Origin of the sequence: Porphyrobacter sp. CACIAM 03H1 (assembly GCF_002215495.1) — a bacterium.
In the GTDB taxonomy this organism is placed as follows: Bacteria; Pseudomonadota; Alphaproteobacteria; order Sphingomonadales; family Sphingomonadaceae; genus Erythrobacter.
Genome location: NZ_CP021378.1, coordinates 2052680 through 2071809, shown reverse-complemented (window position 1 = coordinate 2071809; position 19130 = coordinate 2052680). Strand labels below are relative to the sequence as shown.

The 19130-nt window shown below is 69.1% G+C and carries 14 protein-coding genes; 2 read left to right on the top strand and 12 right to left on the bottom strand.

Features of this window, described 5'->3' with window-relative positions; all coding sequences use genetic code 11:
- Position 1 precedes the first annotated feature (1 nt).
- From CBR61_RS09870 to CBR61_RS09845, 6 genes are all read right to left on the bottom strand, one after another.
- On the bottom strand, positions 2–1450 hold the full coding sequence (locus CBR61_RS09870; protein ID WP_088914199.1) for a UdgX family uracil-DNA binding protein: 1449 nt from the start codon (positions 1448–1450) through the stop codon (positions 2–4).
- Between the two features lie 94 nt (positions 1451–1544).
- On the bottom strand, positions 1545–2783 hold the full coding sequence (locus CBR61_RS09865) for a putative DNA modification/repair radical SAM protein (protein ID WP_088914198.1): 1239 nt from the start codon (positions 2781–2783) through the stop codon (positions 1545–1547).
- A gap of 89 nt (positions 2784–2872) precedes the next feature.
- On the bottom strand, positions 2873–3205 hold the full coding sequence (locus CBR61_RS09860; RefSeq protein WP_088914197.1) for a PilZ domain-containing protein: 333 nt from the start codon (positions 3203–3205) through the stop codon (positions 2873–2875).
- 56 nt (positions 3206–3261) lie between these two features.
- Positions 3262–4881, bottom strand: a complete 1620-nt coding sequence (locus CBR61_RS09855) for a DUF6504 family protein (protein WP_088914196.1) — start codon at positions 4879–4881, stop codon at positions 3262–3264.
- Complete coding sequence (locus CBR61_RS16825; RefSeq protein WP_157696557.1) at positions 4763–5518, bottom strand: recA-like protein; 756 nt, start codon at positions 5516–5518, stop codon at positions 4763–4765. Before CBR61_RS16825 ends, CBR61_RS09855 begins: the two co-directional genes overlap by 119 nt.
- A gap of 122 nt (positions 5519–5640) precedes the next feature.
- A complete protein-coding gene (locus tag CBR61_RS09845) occupies positions 5641–7218 on the bottom strand; it encodes an amino acid permease (RefSeq protein ID WP_088914195.1) in 1578 nt (525 codons plus the stop codon).
- A 137-nt stretch (positions 7219–7355) separates the two neighbouring features.
- Here CBR61_RS09845 and panB point away from each other — a divergent pair, with 137 nt between their 5' ends.
- The gene (panB, locus tag CBR61_RS09840) at positions 7356–8228 is read left to right on the top strand and encodes a 3-methyl-2-oxobutanoate hydroxymethyltransferase (RefSeq protein WP_088914194.1); all 873 of its coding nucleotides are present in this window, start codon (positions 7356–7358) and stop codon (positions 8226–8228) included.
- Positions 8229–8410: 182 nt separating this feature from the next.
- On the opposite strand, the gene CBR61_RS09835 is transcribed toward panB, so the two are convergent.
- From CBR61_RS09835 to CBR61_RS09810, 6 genes are all read right to left on the bottom strand, one after another.
- A complete protein-coding gene (locus CBR61_RS09835) occupies positions 8411–9406 on the bottom strand; it encodes a bile acid:sodium symporter family protein (RefSeq protein ID WP_088914193.1) in 996 nt (331 codons plus the stop codon).
- A gap of 52 nt (positions 9407–9458) precedes the next feature.
- Entirely contained in the window at positions 9459–10937 is a 1479-nt protein-coding gene (locus CBR61_RS09830) for a hypothetical protein (protein ID WP_088914192.1), read from the bottom strand.
- Entirely contained in the window at positions 10921–12285 is a 1365-nt protein-coding gene (prsR, locus tag CBR61_RS09825; RefSeq protein ID WP_088914191.1) for a PEP-CTERM-box response regulator transcription factor, read from the bottom strand. The genes CBR61_RS09830 and prsR overlap by 17 nt, the downstream gene beginning before the upstream one ends.
- On the bottom strand, positions 12285–14417 hold the full coding sequence (gene prsK / locus CBR61_RS09820) for an XrtA/PEP-CTERM system histidine kinase PrsK (protein ID WP_088914190.1): 2133 nt from the start codon (positions 14415–14417) through the stop codon (positions 12285–12287). The genes prsR and prsK overlap by 1 nt, the downstream gene beginning before the upstream one ends.
- Positions 14396–15781: a TIGR03013 family XrtA/PEP-CTERM system glycosyltransferase gene (locus CBR61_RS09815; protein WP_088914189.1), complete on the bottom strand. Its 1386-nt coding sequence runs from the start codon at positions 15779–15781 to the stop codon at positions 14396–14398. The genes prsK and CBR61_RS09815 overlap by 22 nt, the downstream gene beginning before the upstream one ends.
- Positions 15782–15903: 122 nt before the next feature.
- Complete coding sequence (locus tag CBR61_RS09810; protein WP_088914188.1) at positions 15904–17259, bottom strand: helix-turn-helix domain-containing protein; 1356 nt, start codon at positions 17257–17259, stop codon at positions 15904–15906.
- Positions 17260–17440: 181 nt separating this feature from the next.
- Here CBR61_RS09810 and CBR61_RS09805 point away from each other — a divergent pair, with 181 nt between their 5' ends.
- The gene (locus tag CBR61_RS09805) at positions 17441–19039 is read left to right on the top strand and encodes an isocitrate lyase (RefSeq protein ID WP_088915563.1); all 1599 of its coding nucleotides are present in this window, start codon (positions 17441–17443) and stop codon (positions 19037–19039) included.
- Positions 19040–19130 lie beyond the last annotated feature (91 nt).

Genomic DNA, 19130 nt, shown 5'->3' with positions numbered 1-19130 from the left:
GTCAGCCCGCCAGCTCCGCGAGCCGCTCCCTCACCGCAGCCAGATCCGCAGCGAACAGGCGCGCCTGTTCCTCGCGCGCCTCGCCCTCGAGGCGCAGCAGGTAGGAGGGGTGCGCGGTGACCCACAGCTCGGTGCCGTCATCGAGAGCCGTCGGACTCCCGCGCACTCTGGTGATGCTCACCGTCTTGCCCAGCAATCCGCGGGCCGCGCTCGCACCTAGCGCCAGCACGAGCCGAGGCTTCACGATGGTCCGCTCGGCCTCGAGCCACCAGCGGCAGGTGTCGATCTCCTTGGCGCCCGGCGACTGGTGGAGCCGGTGCTTGCCCTTCCACACAAACTTGAAGTGCTTGACCGCGTTGGTGACGTAGGCGGCGCTGCGGTCGATCCCCGCACGGCTCAGATAGTCGTCGAGCAGTTGTCCGGCAGGCCCCACGAAAGGCCGTCCCGTCCGATCCTCCTGATCGCCCGGCTGCTCGCCGACGATCATCAGGGGCGCTCCAAGAGGCCCCTCGCCCATGACAGCACGGTTATCCAGCTCGCCAATCGGGCAATTGCGGCAGGCGTGGATCGCCGTGCCCACACCCTCCAGCGTGGAAGGCCGTTCGCCCATATCGAGGCTGCCCGATGCCACCATCCGCGCCTCCCGCGCCTGCGCCCCGGCGATGAGCTGCGGGATCAGCGCGGCCTCGGGCAGGTTCTTCCAGTACTTCTTCGGCATCTCCGAGAGCATCGCCCCGACCTTCAGCCGTGCGGGATTGAATATCGAGGCATAGTAGGAGCGCCACAGATCTTCGACCGGGTCACCCCCGGGTGCGTCGGAGCGGCGGGCGGGCGGGCCTTCACGCATCGTCTCGCCATCCCAGTGGATGCTCCCGCGCGGGGTGAGGATCGACCAGCGCATATTGGCGAAGCGGCGCATGAAGAAGGCGGCCTCGGCGCGGACGATGTGGTGATCGGGCTCGAACCAGGCGACGAAATGCGGTGTGCCGTCTTCCTCCTCCACTTCGCGGAAGCGGACGAAGGCGTGCATCTTGTGCGCATCGCGGCGCACCGATTTGGCAAGTTCCTCGATCCGGCGCACCTCCGGGTCGGCCTTGTCCTCCATCAGGCCGGGATTGCGCTGAAGCCGCCACAGCACGCGGTAGAGCAGGCCGAAGCGCGCCGGATCGGAGTGCAGAGCGGCATGGCGGGCCAGTTCGAGAAAGCGCTTGCTGGCACGCACCGGCGGCGCATCGGCGGGCGGCACGGGCAGACGCTTCTCGCTGCGTGACGGACCTTCGGCCGCGAACAGATCGCCTGTCCCGCCCGGCTCCACCCACGAAACCCGGTCGGGCGGCACATCGCATTGCACCAGTCCCCGCGCCCGATCGCGCCAGACGGCGAAATCGTCGGGCGCAGGCAGGTGGACAGCGTAATGCGCGCCAAGACTGACATGCTGCATCGCGGTCATGCCCCCCTCCGTTCGTGTCGAGCGAAGTCGAGACACCTTGTGCCGAAGCCTCTCGACTTCGCTCGAGGCGAACGGATGAACGACCAGAGCCCCATCAGAACAGCTCCAGCTGCTCTGACTTCGGCGTCAGCAAGCCTCTCAGATCGGCACGATCGGTGAGGAAGGTCGGACGCCAGTCCACGGTGCAGATGAAGGGGCGCACCTTGGCGAGGGAGGCCGTGAGCCGCGCCACGTCGTCAAGCCGCAGCCGCCGGTGCCTGCGCGAGGCGAGGATGCGCGCTACTGCCTTGGTCCCGAGCCCCGGCACGCGCAGCAACAGCTCCCTGGGCGCGCGGTTGACGTCGACCGGGAAGCTCTCCCGGAACTTCAACGCCCACGCCAATTTCGGGTCGATGTCGAGCGGCAGGTTGCCGTCCGCCCCGGCAGCGTCCGCCACCTCCTGCGGGGCGAAGCCGTAGAAGCGCATCAGCCAGTCAGACTGGTAGAGCCGGTGCTCGCGCAGCAAGGGCGGGCGCTTCAGCGGCAGCACGGCGGAAGCATCGGGGATCGGAGAGAAGGCGCTGTAATAGACGCGCCTCAACCCGAAATTGTCGTAGAGCCGGCTCGCCTTGCCGATGATTGCGGCATCATTGGCATCGTCGGCGCCCACAATCATCTGGGTCGACTGGCCCGCGGGCGCGAAGCGCGGCGCGTGGCGGAAGCGCTTGCGCTCGTCCTTGGCGGTGAGGATGCGCTCTTTTGTGCGCCCCATCGCGCCCTCGATCTGCCTTGCATTCTTGTCGGGCGCGAGCCGGGTGAGACCGGTGTCGGTCGGCAGCTCGACATTGATCGACACGCGATCGGCATAGAGGCCCGCCTCGTGGATGATCTCGGCATCGGCCTCGGGAATGGTCTTCAAGTGGATGTAGCCGCGGAAATCATGCTCCTCGCGCAGAATCCGGGCGACCTCGACCAGTTGCTCCATCGTGTGGTTGGCGCTCTTGACGATGCCCGAGGAGAGGAACAGCCCCTCGATATAGTTGCGGCGGTAGAAGCTCAGCGTCAGGTCCACCACCTCCTGCGGCGTGAAACGCGCCCGCGCGACGTTCGAGCTCTTGCGGTTGATGCAGTAGTGGCAGTCGAAGATGCAGTGGTTGGTCAGCAGGATCTTGAGCAGCGAGATGCAGCGACCATCGGGCGCATAGGCGTGGCAGATCCCCATCCCCTCGGTCGAGCCCACGCCCTTGCCCCCCAGCGAGTTCTTCTTCGCCGTGCCGGACGACGCGCAGGAGGCATCGTATTTCGCAGCATCGGCGAGGATCTCGAGCTTCTGGCGGAGGGTCTGCTGGGGCATGGGAACGAGGAACACCTTTCGTGTGTTCCTTATATGTTCCTACATCGCCGCTGCCAAATGCAAAGCTTGCAAGCGGGTCTGGCCTGCGATCAGTAGATGCGCCGCAGCCTCGGGCCCTCGTCGCGGGCGGAGCCGCCCTCGCACAGGAAATCGATCACGGCCGGGTGCATCGCGCCCTCGAAGGCAACGCCGGCGAGCCCGCCCTCGACCCAGGCGATCGAGCCGAGCGGGGCGTTGATCCCGTTGACCTTCATCGTCACCCGGTCGCCCACCTCGGCAAAGCCGGGCTTTGCGCGGATCTTGCACCCGCCCTCGGACAGATCGAGCAGGTCGACGAACACCACGCGCGAGCGCACACGGCTCTTCACCGTCAGGCTCATCGGCCTGCGATCGGACGCACGCGGGATCGAATCGAGGTTCATGGGCCGAGCATCGCACAAAGCGGTAAAGGAAAGCTGAGCGGGAGCGCCGGGATCCATCAGGCATAGAGGCCCTGCAGGAACCAGTCCGGCACCCCGCCGCGCCCGTCACCGATGATCCCCTGCCGGTAAATCCAGTAGCGCCGGCCGGCCTCGTCCTCGATGCGGTAATAGTCGCGCAGCCGCGTGGTGGAGCGTTCGCGCCACCATTCAGGCGCAATCCGCTCCGGCCCCTCGACCCGGGCCACCTCGCGCACCTCGCCGCGCCAGCGGAAGCGCTGGGGCACGCCGTCGGGCGCGGCATGGAGCACCGCGATCGGCTCCGGGCGGTCGAGCAGCTTCAGCGGACGGGTGTGGAAGGCGAGCGCCTGCTGGACGGCCGGAACGGGAGCGAGCGGTGGCTGCCAGCTCTGCGCGCGCTCGGGAATGTGGCTGGCGCGGGCGACCGGGCGGGTGACGGCCCGCGGCCCGAGGCGGATGGTCAGCCGGTCGATGCAGGCGGCAAGCGCGGTCCCGTGGCTCTCGGCGGCCGCATCGAGATCGGCCTGGGTGAGCGCCAGCGGCTCGCTCCAGCTGGCGCGCAACTGGAGCATCTCGATCCCGAACCCGGCCTCGACATCGTCGAGCCGCGTGGCGAAGAGCCGGGTGATGTGCGCCGCCTCGCGGGTGGCGGCGGCAAGTTCGATGCGGCGTTGCAGGACCTCGCCATCGACCCGCCACAAGGCCAGTTCGAGCCGCCGCGCGCCCTCCCCCCGCGCCTCGAGTGCGCGCACCATGTCGGCGGCGAGATCGGCGAGCACGGTGTCGAGCGGGGCGCGGTGGCGCAGCGGCTCCATCAGCCGGCGCTGAACCAGCGGCATGGGCCTGTCGATCACCGGCAGCAGCGGCTCCGGCACGCGCCCAAGCAGCTGGTCGAGGCGCAGCAGCGGGTTGGCGGCGGGTGCATGGCGGTTGCGGAACCGGCGGCGCAGGGCATCGCGCGCGGCGGCCTCGCGCGCCGGATCATCCTCGGCGCCGCTCACCCCCGCCAGTTCGCCGAGCCGCTTGATCCCGAGACGGCGCAGCACGGTCAGCACATCGTCATCAAGGCGCAGGGCGGCAACCGGCAGATCGGCCAAGAGGCGCAGCGGATCGTCTTCGGGCGCGAGGATCGCCGCACCCCGCCCGTAATGCGCCAGCGCCCAGGCGGCACCGGCGGTGGGCGCGAGGGCAGCGCGGGCGGTGAGGCCGCGCGCGGCGAAGGCGCCGGCGACATCGGCGAGCAGCCGCTCCTCGCCGCCGAACAGATGCGCCGCACCGGTCACGTCGACCAGCAGGCCATCGGGCGGATCGAGGGCACTCCACGGCCCCCAGCGCTGCGCCCACAGGGCGAGCTTCTCGAGCGCGGCGAGATCGCCCGCCGGGTCGGCCGGGACGGCGGCGAGATCGGGGCACAGGGCGCGCGCGTCGGCGAGCAGCATCCCGGGCCGCGCCCCTGCCGCGGTCCCGGCCTCGTTGGCGGCGGTGATGCGTGGGCCGTGCGCCGTCTCGAGGATCAGCGCGGTGGGGGCGGCATCGGCCTCAGGCGTGGACGCGCGCCGCCAGCGATCGACCGACAGTCGGGCGAGCCAGACGGACAGGATCCGGCGCGGCGGTTTCGAAGTCGGGATCGCCGGCGAGGCGCAGGGTTCCGGCGTCATCGCTGAGGCTCCATTGGCCCGGTGCGTGGGCACGCGCGCGGAACAGTTCGGCGTGCCAGGTGGCGGTGCCGGGGGCGGCGGGATTCCAGCGCGGGGCGGCAGAGGGCGCCGCACGGGCCTGCCAGCGCATCCGCGCCGAGGACAGGTCGGGCTCCGCATCGAGGCGCACCAGCCACAGCCGCACCCCATGCTTCTCGGCAGTGAGGCTGAGGCGGCGCGAGGCGGTGAAGGACAGCGCGCGCGGGTTGCCGGCGATCTCGCCGATCACGCAGGCGAGGTCGCGGCACTTCAGCCCCTCCTCCAATGCGAAGAGCGCGTCCTCGGGCGTGGCGGCGGCGACGTGGATCAGGCGGTGGCGCAGGTCCGGCGGCAGGCCGGCAAGGCAGGGGCGCCCGCCGAGCCGGATCGCGGCGCGGTCCTGCACCCACAGGACCTGGCGGGTCTCCTCACCCTCCCCTGCTGCCGCCAGAGCATCGCGCGCCAGCGCCAGCGCCAGCCCCGCCCCGCTCCCCTCTCCGGCAGGGGCGAAGATCTCGGAATGGAACGGCTGCGCAGGCAGGCCCGGCCGCCAGCGCGGCTCGGGCACGGCGCGGGAAAGGATACGCGCGGGCGAGGGTCTGAAAGACGGAGAGGACATGGGCGAACGACTCATTTGTTCGCATTATGTTCCAACATGCCCGGCTTGGCAATCGTCCCGTTCCCCAAAGCAGAAGGGCCGCCAAGCGGGCGGCCCTTCGTGGTTCGGGTCCGACAGGACAATCAGTTGTCCGGGGTCTGGATCGGCACCATCTTCTCCTCGCCCTCGATGTCGTCGACCACGACCACGACGCCGCGGCCCAGATGGCTGTTGCCGCGGCTGTAGGCGAAGTAGATCACGAAGCCGATAATCGTCCAGATCGGCAGGACCAGCATGGCCTCGGTGGGCAGGTTGAGGAACAAGAACAGACAGCCCCCGATCGTCAGCGGCCCGATCAGCCAGAGCGCGGGCACGGTGAAGGGCCGCTCGCGGTCGGGCGCCTGCTTGCGCAGCAGCATCACCGCGATCGCCACCATGAAGAAGGCGTAGAGCGTGCCGGCATTGGCGATGTCGGCCAGCTGCCCGACCGGCAGGAACGCCGCCGCGACCGCCACCAGCAGACCCGTGAGCCCGGTGACGATGTAGGGGGTCTTCCACTTCGGGTGGACCTCGGCCAGCTTCTCCGGGAACAGGCCGTCACGCGCCATCACGAAGAAGATGCGGGTCTGGCCGAACAGCAGGATCAGGATCACCGAGGGCAGCGCGAGGAAGGCGGCGATGCCGAGCACGTTGCCGATCCCCGAGAAGCCGATCTGGCGCAGCACGTGGGCGAGAGCCTCATTGGAGCACACCAGCGCATCGCGGTGTTCAGGCATGAGGCACTGGCGCGCCAGCTCCTCCGAGCCCGCCGGGAAGGGCACGCCATTCGGCCCCATGATCGGCTGGCCGCCGATGGTGCCGATCGCGCCGGCGGCGACGAGGATGTAGAAGATGGTGCAGATCAGCAGCGAACCGACCAGGCCGATCGGCACGTTGCGCTGCGGGTTCTTGGTCTCCTCGGCCGCGGTCGAGACCGCATCGAAGCCCACGTAGGCGAAGAAGATCGTCGCCGCCGCGCCGACCGCGCCCACGCCGCTGCCGAAGCCGCCGAAGACGCCGGCCGGCAGGAAGGGGTTGAACTTGTCGGGGTCGAAATAGGCGCTCGTCAGGGTGAGGCCGATGAAGGCGGTCAGCGCGGTGATCTTGATCGCCACCAGCACGGCATTGACCCGCGCGCTCTCGGTCGTGCCGACCATCAGCAGCCAGGTGACCAGGAGCGCGATCACCAGCGCGGGCAGGTTGATCAGCCCGCCTTCCGACCCGCCGAGGACCAGCGGCCCGGCACTCAGCCAGGCTGGCAGGCCGACCCCGAAGAACTCGTTGAGGATCGTCCCCGCGAAATAGCCCGACCAGCCCACCGATACCGCGGAGGCGGCGATCGCATATTCGAGCACCAGCGCCCACCCGACCGTCCAGGCGAGCAGCTCGCCCATGGTCGCATAGGTGTAGGTGTAGGCCGAGCCCGCCACCGGCACCATCGCGGCGATCTCGGCATAGCACAGGGCAGCGACGATGCAGACGGCCCCCGCGATAATGAAGGCCAGCATCAGCCCCGGCCCCGCCTTCTGCGCCCCGGCCGAGGTAAGCACGAAGATGCCGGTGCCGATGATGCAGCCGATGCCGAACAGCGTCAGCTGCACAGCGCCCAGCGAGCGGTGCAGCGATTTCTTTTCCGCCGTCGCGAGAATCGCATCGAGCGGCTTGATCCGGTCAAGAAACATCTGGAATTGGTCTCCCATTGATCGCAGGCAGTTCCCCCGCGCGATCGTCAGGGCGCAACGCTAGCGAAACACGCCCGCAACACAAGCGGCAAAGCGAGGCTTTCCCCCGGGGCGCACAGGCGCTAGACCCCGCCCCCATGTCCACGACGTTCCAGCTCGACACGAGCACGAGCCGCGCCAACCCCACGCCTGCCCCGATGCGCCGCCTGACCGTGCCGGCGATCCGGGCGCGCAAGTCGGACGGGGTGACGGCCGAACCGCTGGTGATGCTCACCGCCTACACCGCGCGGCAGGCGCAGATCCTCGATGCGCATTGCGATCTCCTGCTGGTCGGGGACTCGCTCGGCCAGGTGATCTACGGTCTGCCCTCGACCGTGCCGGTCACGCTGGAGATGATGGCGAACCACGGCGCGGCGGTGGTGCGCGGGTCCTACCATTCGGTCGTGGTGGTGGACATGCCCTTCGGAAGCTACGAGAGTTCGCCGCAGCAGGCGTTTGAAAGTGCGGCCTTTCTCCTGAAGCAGACCGGTGCGGCGGCGGTGAAGCTCGAAGGCGGGGCGGCGATGGCGCCGACGGTCGCCTTCCTCAACCAGCGCGGCATCCCCGTGATGGGCCATGTCGGCCTCACCCCGCAGGCGGTCAACGTGCTCGGCGGCTACGGCGCACGGGGCCGCTCCGACGCGGAGGCCGAGAAGATCGTCTCCGATGCCAGGGCGCTCGACGAGGCCGGAGCCTTCGCGATCGTCGTCGAGGGCGTGGTCGAACCCATTGCCATCGCCGCGACCGAGGCGGTTGCCTGCCCCACCATCGGCATCGGCGCCTCGGCCCGCTGCGACGGCCAGGTGCTCGTCACCGAGGACATGCTCGGCATGTTCGAGCGCGTGCCGCGGTTCGTGAAGCGTTACGAGGACATCGCGGGCGTGATCGACCGGACCGTGGCGAAATATGCCGAGGAAGTGCGTGCCCGCAGCTTCCCCACCGCCGACCAGACCTATCAGCCCAAGGCCTGAGCCCTCCGGGCGAAGTTTACAAAGTTGACACTGTAAACTTCGCAATCCTACAGGATTCCGGCAGGAAATTCATGGTCTTGTGGGTCAAAAGCGAAGTTGACACTGTGTTTTCGCTTTTCGCGCTTTCGCCCATGGGGGCGGTATGGCCGACGATGGGAAAGAGCCCGGCTGCCATAGCGCGGTCAGCGCCCTGTAGGAAACACCTCGCCCCCGCCTCCCTGCGCTAGCCGCGTCGCCAGCGGCGCGGCCAGAACCAGTTGAGCAAGGTGGTAGAGCAGCAGCGGCGCGATCACGAAGCCCGCGCTCGCCGGCGGGAACAGGATCGCGGCGAGCGGCGCGCCGATGGCGACGCTCTTCTGCGATCCGGCGAACAGGAAGGCGATGCGGTCGGGCCGGGGCAGGCCGAGCAGGCTCGCCATGCCCCACGCCGCGCCGAGCGCCAGCGCCAGCATCGCCAGCACCAGCACGACCAGCACCGCCCAGTCGGTCGCGGCGAACATCGTCGCCAGCCCCTGCTCGACCGCGCCCGAGAAGGCGACATAGACCGCGATCCCGATCACCGCCCGGTCGAGCCACGCGATCCGCGCGCGGTGCCGGGCGATGCGGTCGATCACGCGGTCCTGCACGATCTGGCCCAGAACAAAGGGCAGGACGAGGATCAGGCCGATGCGCAGGATCGCCTCGCTGCCGATCTCGCCCGCGCCTCCGCCGCCCAGCAGCGCGAAGAGCGGGGCGCTGACGAAGACGCCCGCAATGTTGATCAGCGCCGCGCCGACCACCGACAGGGCGACATTGCCCTCGGCAAGGCTGGTATAGGAGGTCGCCGATTGCACGGTCGAGGGCAGCACCCCGAGATAGACGAAACCGAGCGCCACCAGCGGCGGCAGAAGGCCACTGGCAAGGTGTGCAAAGCCGACCCCTGCCAGCGCCATGCCGCCGAACACGAACAGCATCAGCGGCCCGAAATAGCGCCAGTTGGCGAGCCCCCGCGCGATCTCGGAGCGGCGGATGCGCATACCGTTCACGAGGAACAGGACGAAGATGCCGATGTTGGACACGCTCGTCGCCGTGGCTCGCGCTTCCCCCGCCGCGGGCAGGACCAGCGCCAGCACGGTCGCGATCACGAGGACCGCGATCATCGGATCGGTCAGGAAAGGCGCGCGCGGGGGCTTGGACATCAGGTGGAGCCCCCTGCCCTGCCCGCCCGGCTATGTCGAGAGCGACCGGCGCTCAGCGCGGCGCGAGGGGCGTGGGCCGCACCTCGGCAAGGGTCGCGGCAAGGCGTTGCTCGTCCTCCGTCGCCTTTTCCTCGCGGGCCGCACGCAGGCGCAGGCCAAGCAACGCGGGATCATGCCCCGCACCCAGCACCGCCGCGTGATCGAGCAGCAGCGCGGTGCGTTGCCAGTCCCCGCGCGCCGCCCGGCGTTCGGCGAGGGCAACGAGGGCGCTCGCATTGCTGCGCTCCCCGCCCGCGTGACGCGCCAGCAGATGGTCCGCCGCGGCGGAATCGCCCGCGCGGTCGAAGGTCCAGGCGACCTTGCGGGTCAGCGGCCAGGGGCGGCGATAGCGCGACGCGCGGGCATAGTCCGCCAGCGCCGCGCGCACGTCGCCTGCACCCAGCAGCGCATCACCCACCAGCACCGCGACATCGGCCGAGGCCGGGAAACGTCTGCGCAAGGCCAGCGCCTGATCGCGCCCGGCCGGCGCCTTTCCGGCGGCCAGCGCCGCGCGCACACCGGCTGTGGCCGGCGGCAGACCCTCACGCGCCGACAGCACCACAGCCCCCGGTGTCCCGCCGCCATAGGCCCGCGCCAGCAGCGGTGCCGCCGCCGCCCGGTCACCGAGGCGTTCGTGCGCGCGGGCGACCAGCATGAGGAGGTAGGCTGACGCATCAGCCCCTTCGGCCTCGGCGCCGAAGCGCGCGATCACCTCGGCCTCGCGACCGCCCACCAGCAGCGCCCGGGCGAGCAGTTCGCGCACCCGCGCATTGCCGGGCTGGCGCGCGGCGAGACCTTCGAGCGTCGCGGCGGCGCTGTCGACATTGCCTTCCTCGAGGCTGATCACGGCATCGAGGAGCAGCGCCGCCGGCACGCCCCGGGTGGCCATGCCGCTGCGCGAGAGGAGGCTGCGGGCAATCGTGAACTTGCCCCCGCGCGCGGCAAGCACCGCCTGGAGATAGGACACGCGCGGATCGCCGGGCACGGCCTCAGCGAGATCGCGCACCATCGAGAGCATCGCGCCTGCCGCGCCGCTGTCGCCGAGGGTGGCGGCATATTCCGCGAGGATATCGGGGTTGTCGGGATCGGCCTTGCGCGCCGCCTCGAACCACACCAGCGCCTCGGCCGCGCCGTGGGCGTCGCGCACCGTCAGGGCGCGCAACAGCAGGGCAGGCGCATGGTCGGGGGCAATGGCGAGCGCGCGGTCGGCGGCCTCGATGGCGGTCAGGTGCTCGCCGCCGCGCAGCCGCAGCCGGGCGATGGCGAGCCACAGGTCGGGGCTGTCGGGCGCGAGCGCGCGCGCCTCGTCGAGCTTCACGCCCGCTTCGGCGAGCGCCCCTGCCGCCATCGCCGCATCGGCATCGGCAAGCAGCCGCCGCACGGCCGGATCGGCGGCGGCGAGGCGCGCGGCCGCATCCTCGCCGGCATCGGCAGAACAGCCCGCGAGCGCCAGTGCGACGAGGACGGGGAAGGCCCTAGGTCTGGAGATCATACTGCTTGAGCAGGTCGTAGAGCGTCGGGCGGCTGATCCCGAGCAGCTTGGCGGTGCTCGAGATATTGCCTTCGCTGCGGGCGAGCGCGTGGCGGATCACCTTGCGGTCCGCCGCCTCGCGGGCGGCCTTGAGGTTGAGCACGTCGGCCTCCGCGTCATCGGCTCCGGCCAGATCGAGGTCCTCGGCACTGACCAGCTTGCCGTCGGCCATGATCACCGCGCGCTTCACGCGGTTTTCCAGTTCGCGGACATTGCCCGGCCATTCATGCGCGTCGATCGCGGCGAGCGCGTCGGGGGCGAAGCCGGTGACGGCAGGGTTCATCTCGGCGGCGAACCGCTTGAGGAAGGCCTTGGCCAGCAGCACCGGATCGCCGTGGCGCTCGGCAAGGCCGGGGATGCGCACGACGATCTCGGCGAGGCGGTAGAACAAGTCCTCGCGGAAGGCGCCGGCCGCGATCATGCCTTCGAGGTCCTGGTGCGTGGCGCACACGATGCGGGTGTTGACCGCGATCGCCTTGCGCCCGCCGACCCGCTCGATGGTGCGTTCCTGGAGGAAGCGCAGCAGCTTGACCTGAAGCGGCAGCGGGATGTCGCCGACCTCGTCGAGGAACAGCGTGCCCCCGTCGGCGCTCTCGATCTTGCCCTCGGTGGTCTTGACCGCGCCAGTAAAGGCGCCCTTCTCGTGGCCGAAGAGCTCGCTTTCGAGCAGGTTCTCGGGGATCGCGGCGCAGTTGATGGCGACGAAGGGCCCGTTCGCGCGGTCACTCGCCTCGTGGAGGCCCTTGGCGAGCAATTCCTTGCCCGTCCCGCTCGCGCCCAGCAGCATCACCGAGACAGAGGTGCGCGCCACGCGTTCGATGGTGCGGGCGACCTTGACCATCTCGGGCGCGCCGGTGATCATCCGGCCGAGCACCGTCTTGTCGGCGCCGGCCGAAGCGACGAGGCGGCGGTTTTCCTCCTCGATGGCGCGCAGGTTGAAGGCGCGGCGCACGATCAGGCCGAGCGCGTCGATGTCGATCGGCTTCTGGTAGAAGTCGTAGGCCCCGCGCGCGATCGCCGCCAATGCGCTTTCGCGCGCGCCGTGGCCGCTCGCGACGATCACCTTGGTGTCGGGCTTGAGCTGCATGATCGCATCGAGCACGGCGAAGCCCTCGGTGGTGCCGTCGGGATCGGGCGGCAGGCCGAGATCGAGCGTCACCACGCCGGGCGCCTCGGAACGCAGCGCCGCGATGGCGCTGTCGCGGTCGCCCGCGATCACCACCTCGAAATCGTCATAGGCCCATTTGAGCTGGGCTTGCAGGCCGGGATCGTCCTCGATCACCAGCAGAACGGGTTTCCTGTCCGCCATCACATGGCCTCCTGAACGGGTTGATGGCCTTGCGCGCCCGCATCGAGCAGCCGCACCGCCTCGGCGAGCGGCAGGACGACGGCAAAGCGCGTCCCCAGCCCCTCGCGGCTCTCGACCGCGATCCTTCCGCCCATCGCCTTGACCAGCTCGCGCGCCTCGAAGGCGCCAATGCCGAAGCCGCCGTGCTTGGACGAGACGAAGGGCTTGAACAGGCCGGTGCGCACGAATTCGGGGCTCATGCCCTTGCCGGCGTCGACCACCTCGATGGTGCCGTGGAGGCCCTCGCCGGTCACATCGAGGAACACCGGGCTTTGCGGCTCGCTCGCGTCGATGGCGTTCTGGACGAGATGGATCAGCGCCTGTTCGAGCGCCTCGCGGTTGCCCATCACCCGCACCGGCGCCTCGCGGGACAGCGCCACCGGATGCACCCCCGCAAAACGCCCTGCCACCCCGCGGGCGAGGTCGATCAGGTCGATCGGCGCAAGCTCCGCCACCTGCCCCGCACCATAGCGCCCGAGCCGCGCCAGCAGCGCCGAGAGCTTGTCGGCAGAGTTCCGCAGCGTCACCAGCATGTCGGCGCGGAAGGCGGGGTTGTCGGCGTGCTTTTCGGCATTGGCAGCGAGCAGCGAAAGCTGGCTCACGAGGTTCTTGATGTCGTGCATGACGAAAGCCATGCGCCGGTTGAACTCGTCGAAGCGGCTCGCATCCATCAGCGCCTGCTGCCCGGCCTGTTCGGAAAGGTAGCTCGCCAGCTGCTGCCCGGCGACGCGCAGGAGGTCGAAATCCTCCCAGTCGAGATGGCGCGGGCTGCGCGGGCGGGCGAGCACGATCACGCCGACGAGGCGGTCGAAATGGATCAGCGGCACCATCGCCCAGGCATCATCGGCATCGCGCAACCACGCGGGCACCTCGCGCGCCTCCCCATGGTGGTCGATCCCCGCGCGGGCCTCGTCGAGCGCGAGGATGAGGTTGTGCTGTTCGAGCAGAGCGGAGAGCGCGAAATCGCCCGCCACCGCCGGGACCGCAAGGGTCGGCCAGTTCCAGCGCGCGGTGAGTTCGAGCTGAGCCTGCTCGTTGGGCATCAGCAGAAGGCCGGCCGGGCTTTCGGTGATGTCGGCGAGCGCCTTGACCACGCGCTCCTCGAGGCTTGCGCCGCCCGTTCCGCCGCGCCCGATGGTGCGGGTGAAGCGCATCCATTCCTGCCGGTAGTCGTAGCGGTGCTGGAACAGGTGCTTGGTCGCCGTCACCCGCAGCCATGCGCGCATCCGCGGCGAAGGGAGCGCCGCCCCGGCCGCGACGATCGCCGCGACCACGAACACCACCTGCCCTGCGCGCGCCACGTCGCCGCCGAGCAGCGCCAACGCCTTGGCGACCAGCGCCATGCCGGCCAGATAGCCTCCGATCAGCAGCAGCGAGAGCGTGCGGAAAGTGACCGCGCGCGAAGGGCTGAACTGCACGCGCGGTCCGGCCGCGTTCACCCCGAGTGCGAAGATCACCGCCATCGTCCCGGCGAACACCCCGCGCAGATCAGCCAGCGCACGCGGCGTCTCGCCGCCGAGATAGGCCAGCGTGTGGAGGTTGAGATCATAGGCGAAGATGCCCGCCAGCGCGACGCCGGTCCAGCGCAGCACCGGTCGCAGGGCACTTGCCGCACCGGCATAGAGGTTATGGAGCAGCATCAGCGCGCCGATCGCCACCAGCATATCGATCAGCACCCGCGCCTCGAAGGCGGCGCGGCCTCCTTCCAGCGGACTGCCGGCCAGCAGCACCACCGCCTGCAGCAATTGCACCAGCACCAGAGCGACGATCACCGGACGCACCGGCTTGAGGCTGGCGGTGCGGCCGTCGGCGGCGAAGAGCGAGAAGATCGTGGCGATCAGCGCGAGGTTGCGTACCATCCCCGCCAGCGCCGTCGCACCGTGTTCGGGGCCGATGGCCGCGGCCAGCGCGCACCACACGGCGCTCGCGCCCGACGCCGCCAGCAGCCCGGTCCGGTCGGGCCGCGCGCGCTCGCCGTTGCGCCAGATCCACAGCATCGCACCCGCGCTCAGCACGGCCCCCGCAAGCCATGCGAGGAAGCCCGCCAGCGGCACGAGACTGCCCGGCCAGATCACCGCGCGCCCTCCGGCCACAGGATCACCCGCAGCGTCTGGAGCAGGATCACGAAATCGAGGAAGGGCGTGTAGTTCTTGGCGTAGTAGAGATCATACTCGAGCTTGCAGCGGCTGTCCTCGACCGAGGCGCCGTAGGGGTAGTTGATCTGCGCCCATCCGGTGATGCCCGGTTTCACCATGTGCCGCTCGCCATAGAAGGGGATCTCCTCCTCGAGGCTTTCGACGAAGGAGGGGACTTCGGGACGCGGGCCGACGAAGCTCATCTCGCCCTTCAATACGCTCCAGGTCTGGGGGAGTTCGTCGATCCTGACCTTCCGAATGAAGCGGCCGAGGCGGGTGACGCGCGGATCGTTCTTCTCGGCCCACTTGGCGCCGTCCTTCTCGGCATCGGTGCGCATCGAGCGCAGCTTGATGAGCGTGAAGGTCTCGCCATAGAGGCCGACGCGCTGCTGGCGGAAGAAGGCTGGCCCCTTGCTGTCGAGCTTCACCAGCAGGGCAAAGACGATGATCACCGGCAGGGTGACGGCGAGCAGGATCAGGCTCGCGGTGATGTCGAAGATGCGCTTCACCGCGCTCGAGAACATCCGCGAGCTGGAAAAGCCGTCCGAGAAGATCAGCCACGAAGGGTTGATCGTGTCGAGATCGACGCGGCCCGTCTCGCGTTCGATGAAGCTCGAGAAATCGTTGACGTGGACGCCCTTGGTCTTGATGCGCAAGAGGTCCTTGAGCGGCAGGGCGTTGCGGCGTTCCTGCAGGGCGAGCACGACCTCGGAGACCCCAAGGTTCTCGACGAAGCGCCCCAGATCGTGGATCGCGGCGCGCGGGATGGCTTCCTCGACCACGCGGTTGTCGTCGCTCATGGCGATGTAGGCGACGATGGCGAAGCCGGTCTCGGGCTTCTCACCCAGCTCGCGCAGGCGCTGCGCCCGGTCGCCCGCCCCCAGCACCATAACCCGGCGACGGAAGGCCGAGGAGCCGAGGAAGGAGTTGAGCAGCAGCCGGTCCGCCACCAGCACCAGGATCGCAAGGCCCATCGTGTAGAGCAGGGTCGAGCGCCAGAACATGTCGCTCGGGAAGACGAAGTCGATCACCGCCAGGGCGATGATGCCGAGGCTGATAGCGACGAGCACGCGCGCGCCTGCAAAGCGCAGCGATCGCAGGGCGTGGGGGCCGTAGACCCCGACCGCGATCATCGCCAGCCAGATCACCAGCGATGTGCCGATGAGCGGTAGCCAGCGTTCGCCGACGGCGCCCGGCGCGATCGCGATCTGGTGCGCGCGCCACTGCCAGGCGACCTCGCTGGCAAGCACCAGCAAGCCGAGATCGAGCAGGCCGAGCAGCAGCACGGCGTGCGGGATATAGTGCTTGAACAGGCGGATCATTGCGCAGGGGGCCTCTGGTGCATGCACCGATGCTTCTAGGCGCGAGACCTTAAGTGTCGGTAAACTTTACACCGTCTGCGCAGCGCCTGCTTTCCTGCGGGTTGCGAGGGTTAACGCCGGGGCTAGGAAGCGGGCCTCGGCCGGGGCAAGGTTCCGGCAAGGCGCAGCGGTGCGGGGGTGAGGCATTCCGCTCGCCCGCAGCGGCCGCAGGGCGTGCCGAGCGGCACCGCATCCGCCCGGTCCAGCGAGATCCCCCGGGCATGGGCGAGGTCGCCGGCGAAGCGCGCCTCGAGCCCCAGCACCACCGCCCGGCGACCGGCGCACATCACCCCGTCACCGTCGACCGTGCGGGTGATGGTGAACCAGTGCCGCGCCGCCGCCTCGCCTTCGCCGAAGGTCACGGCCTGGGTGAGCACGGTGCCCGGGCGCTCGAAGGCGGCATAAGGCACCCAGGCCGGCCAGCGCGCGCTCTCGAGCGGGTAAAGCGCGCCGCTGCCGCCGGCGGTGAAGTGGGTCATCCGTCCGGCGCGGTCGATGGTGGCGGTGAAGAAGGGCAGGCCGCGCTCGCCCACCCGCCCGAGCGTGGTGAGGCGCTGCGCGACCTGATCGAAGCTGACGGCGAAACGGCGTTGCAGCACCGCGAGATCATATCCGGTCGCCTCGCAGGCGCGCAGGAAGCGGCGGTAGGGGAGCAGCAGCGCCCCGGCGAGGTAATCGGCGACATATTCGCGCAGCATATCGCGCGCTTCGGGGCTGGCGAGGTTCGCACCCGCCACCAGCGTCTCGATCCCCTCGCGCATCTCGAGCATCCCCACCTGCCGCGCGATCTGGAACCGCCGCGCCGCGCCCGGGAGCATTTCGGAGAGCTGCAACTGCCGGGCGTGGAGATCGAGCCGGTGAACCTGCCCGGGCATCACCTCGGCCGGCAGGATGCGCACCTGCAGCTGGTGCTTTTCGCGCAGGCGTTCGGAAAGCGCCGCGCTGATCTCCCCCCGGCTCAGGCGCAATTCGTCGGCGAGGTCCTCGGCGGCATGGTCGAGGTCTGCAAAGTGGTTCTGCCACCGCTCCACGGCCCGGCGCGCGGCGGCCGCGGCGTCCTCGGCAAGGATGCGCTCGCCCCCGCCCCCGGTGTCGTAAAGCCGCGCGAAGGCGGCGGCGATCTGGGGTGCGGCGGCGAGGAATTCCTGCACCTCCTCGCGGTCGATCCCCAGATCGGCGAAGCGCTTGTCGGCCATGCGCCGCGCCAGCCCGTCGAGCCCGCCGATGGCATCGTCCTCGCGCAGGGAGCGCGGATCGAAGTCGAAGCGTTCGATCACCTGCACCAGCACGCGCGCGGAGAGCGGGCGCTGGTTCCTCTCGATGAGATTGAGGTAGGAAGGCGAGATGCCGAGCAGGCCCGCCATGCCGGCTTGCGTGAGGCCCTCGCGCTTGCGCAGGCGGCGCAGGGCGGGTCCGGCGAGGAGGTTTGTGTCGCTCATGACGTCTTGTAAACAAATTTACCGATTTACACAAGATCAGGCACCAAAGTCCGCATAGCGACAAGAATATTTGTAACTTTCCCTGTCATGCTGCGGCGCAACACGGCACAGCGAGGCCATGCAGCGGCGCGAGTCCGGCAAGCGGGCCCGAACCACTCCCCAGGATGGACAGGAGAAGACCATGACCTACCAGAACACCATCACCCGGATGCGCGACATCGTCACCGCCAATGGGCCGAGCTGGGCCGCGATCGACCCCGAAAGCGCCGCGCGCATGGCGATCCAGAACCGCTTCGCCACCGGCCTCGATATCGCCAAGTACACCGCCAAGATCATGCGCGAGGACATGGCCGCCTATGACGCCGATCCGGCGCAGTACACCCAATCGCTCGGCTGCTGGCACGGCTTCGTCGCGCAGCAGAAGCTGATCGCGATCAAGAAGCACTTCGGCTCGACCAAGCGCCGCTACCTCTATCTCTCGGGCTGGATGGTCGCCGCGCTGCGCAGCGAGTTCGGCCCCCTGCCCGACCAGTCGATGCACGAGAAGACCTCGGTGCCCGCGCTGATCGAGGAACTCTACACCTTCCTCAAGCAGGCCGACGCCCGCGAACTCGGCATGATGTTCCGCGCGCTCGACAAGGCCCGCGAGGCCGGTGACGCGGTCGAGGCCAAGCGGCTAGAGAACGCGATCGACAACTACGAGACCCACGTCGTGCCGATCATCGCCGACATCGATGCGGGCTTCGGCAATGCCGAGGCGACCTACCTCCTTGCCAAGAAGATGATCGAGGCGGGTGCCTGCGCACTCCAGATCGAGAACCAGGTTTCGGACGAAAAGCAGTGCGGCCACCAGGACGGCAAGGTCACCGTGCCGCACGAGGACTTCCTCCAGAAGATCCGCGCCTGCCGCCACGCCTTCCTCGAACTCGGCGTCCCCGACGGGATCATCGTTGCCCGCACCGACTCGCTCGGCGCCGGCCTCACCAAGCAAATCGCCTATTCCAAGGAACCGGGCGATCTCGGCGACCAGTACAACAGCTTCCTCGACGCCGATGAGGTCGATCCCGCCAACATCACCAACGGTCAGGTTTTCATCAGCCGCGACGGCAAGCTGCTCGCGCCCAAGCGTCTGCCCTCGAACCTCTACCAGTTCCGCCCCGGCACGGGCGAGGACCGCGTCGTGCTCGACTGCATCACCTCGCTCCAGAACGGCGCGGACCTGCTGTGGATCGAGACCGAAAAGCCCCACGTCGAGCAGATCGCCGGCATGGTCGACCGCATCCGCGAAGTCGTGCCCAATGCCAAGCTGGTCTACAACAACTCGCCCAGCTTCAACTGGACGCTGAACTTCCGCCAGCAGGTGTTCGACGCCTGGGAAGCGGCGGGCAAGGACGTGTCGGCCTATGACCGCAGCAAGCTGATGAGCGTCGACTACGACGGCACCGAACTGTCGAACGAGGCCGACGAGAAGATCCGAACCTTCCAGCGCGATGCTGCTGCGCGGGCCGGCATCTTCCACCACCTCATCACCCTGCCGACCTACCACACCGCGGCGCTCTCGACCGACAACCTCGCCCGCGAATACTTCGGCGAGGCCGGGATGCTCGGTTACGTCAAGAACGTGCAGCGCGAGGAAATCCGCCAGGGCATCGCCTGCGTGAAGCACCAGAACATGTCGGGCTCCGACATCGGCGACGATCACAAGGAGTACTTCGCCGGTGAAGCTGCCCTGAAGGCGGGCGGCGTGCACAACACGATGAACCAGTTCGAGGCGGCCTAAGCCTCAAGGGGTGGGAGAGAATCCCGGGAGGACCGGACGATCCGGCCTTCCGGGATGCACCCGAACCGCCTAAGGAAACGCGGGTGACATC

What these genes read in the sequence shown, in the direction of transcription:
- panB (WP_088914194.1), top strand. Translation starts at nt 7,356, where the DNA reads ATGTCCACGACGTTCCAGCTCGACACGAGCACGAGCCGCGCCAACCCC.
- CBR61_RS09870 (WP_088914199.1), bottom strand. Translation starts at nt 1,450, where the DNA reads ATGACCGCGATGCAGCATGTCAGTCTTGGCGCGCATTACGCTGTCCAC.
- CBR61_RS09835 (WP_088914193.1), bottom strand. Translation starts at nt 9,406, where the DNA reads ATGTCCAAGCCCCCGCGCGCGCCTTTCCTGACCGATCCGATGATCGCG.
- CBR61_RS09815 (WP_088914189.1), bottom strand. Translation starts at nt 15,781, where the DNA reads ATGATCCGCCTGTTCAAGCACTATATCCCGCACGCCGTGCTGCTGCTC.
- CBR61_RS09855 (WP_088914196.1), bottom strand. Translation starts at nt 4,881, where the DNA reads ATGACGCCGGAACCCTGCGCCTCGCCGGCGATCCCGACTTCGAAACCG.
- CBR61_RS16825 (WP_157696557.1), bottom strand. Translation starts at nt 5,518, where the DNA reads ATGTCCTCTCCGTCTTTCAGACCCTCGCCCGCGCGTATCCTTTCCCGC.
- CBR61_RS09830 (WP_088914192.1), bottom strand. Translation starts at nt 10,937, where the DNA reads ATGATCTCCAGACCTAGGGCCTTCCCCGTCCTCGTCGCACTGGCGCTC.
- CBR61_RS09845 (WP_088914195.1), bottom strand. Translation starts at nt 7,218, where the DNA reads ATGTTTCTTGACCGGATCAAGCCGCTCGATGCGATTCTCGCGACGGCG.
- prsR (WP_088914191.1), bottom strand. Translation starts at nt 12,285, where the DNA reads ATGGCGGACAGGAAACCCGTTCTGCTGGTGATCGAGGACGATCCCGGC.
- CBR61_RS09865 (WP_088914198.1), bottom strand. Translation starts at nt 2,783, where the DNA reads ATGCCCCAGCAGACCCTCCGCCAGAAGCTCGAGATCCTCGCCGATGCT.
- CBR61_RS09860 (WP_088914197.1), bottom strand. Translation starts at nt 3,205, where the DNA reads ATGAACCTCGATTCGATCCCGCGTGCGTCCGATCGCAGGCCGATGAGC.
- CBR61_RS09805 (WP_088915563.1), top strand. Translation starts at nt 17,441, where the DNA reads ATGACCTACCAGAACACCATCACCCGGATGCGCGACATCGTCACCGCC.
- CBR61_RS09810 (WP_088914188.1), bottom strand. Translation starts at nt 17,259, where the DNA reads ATGAGCGACACAAACCTCCTCGCCGGACCCGCCCTGCGCCGCCTGCGC.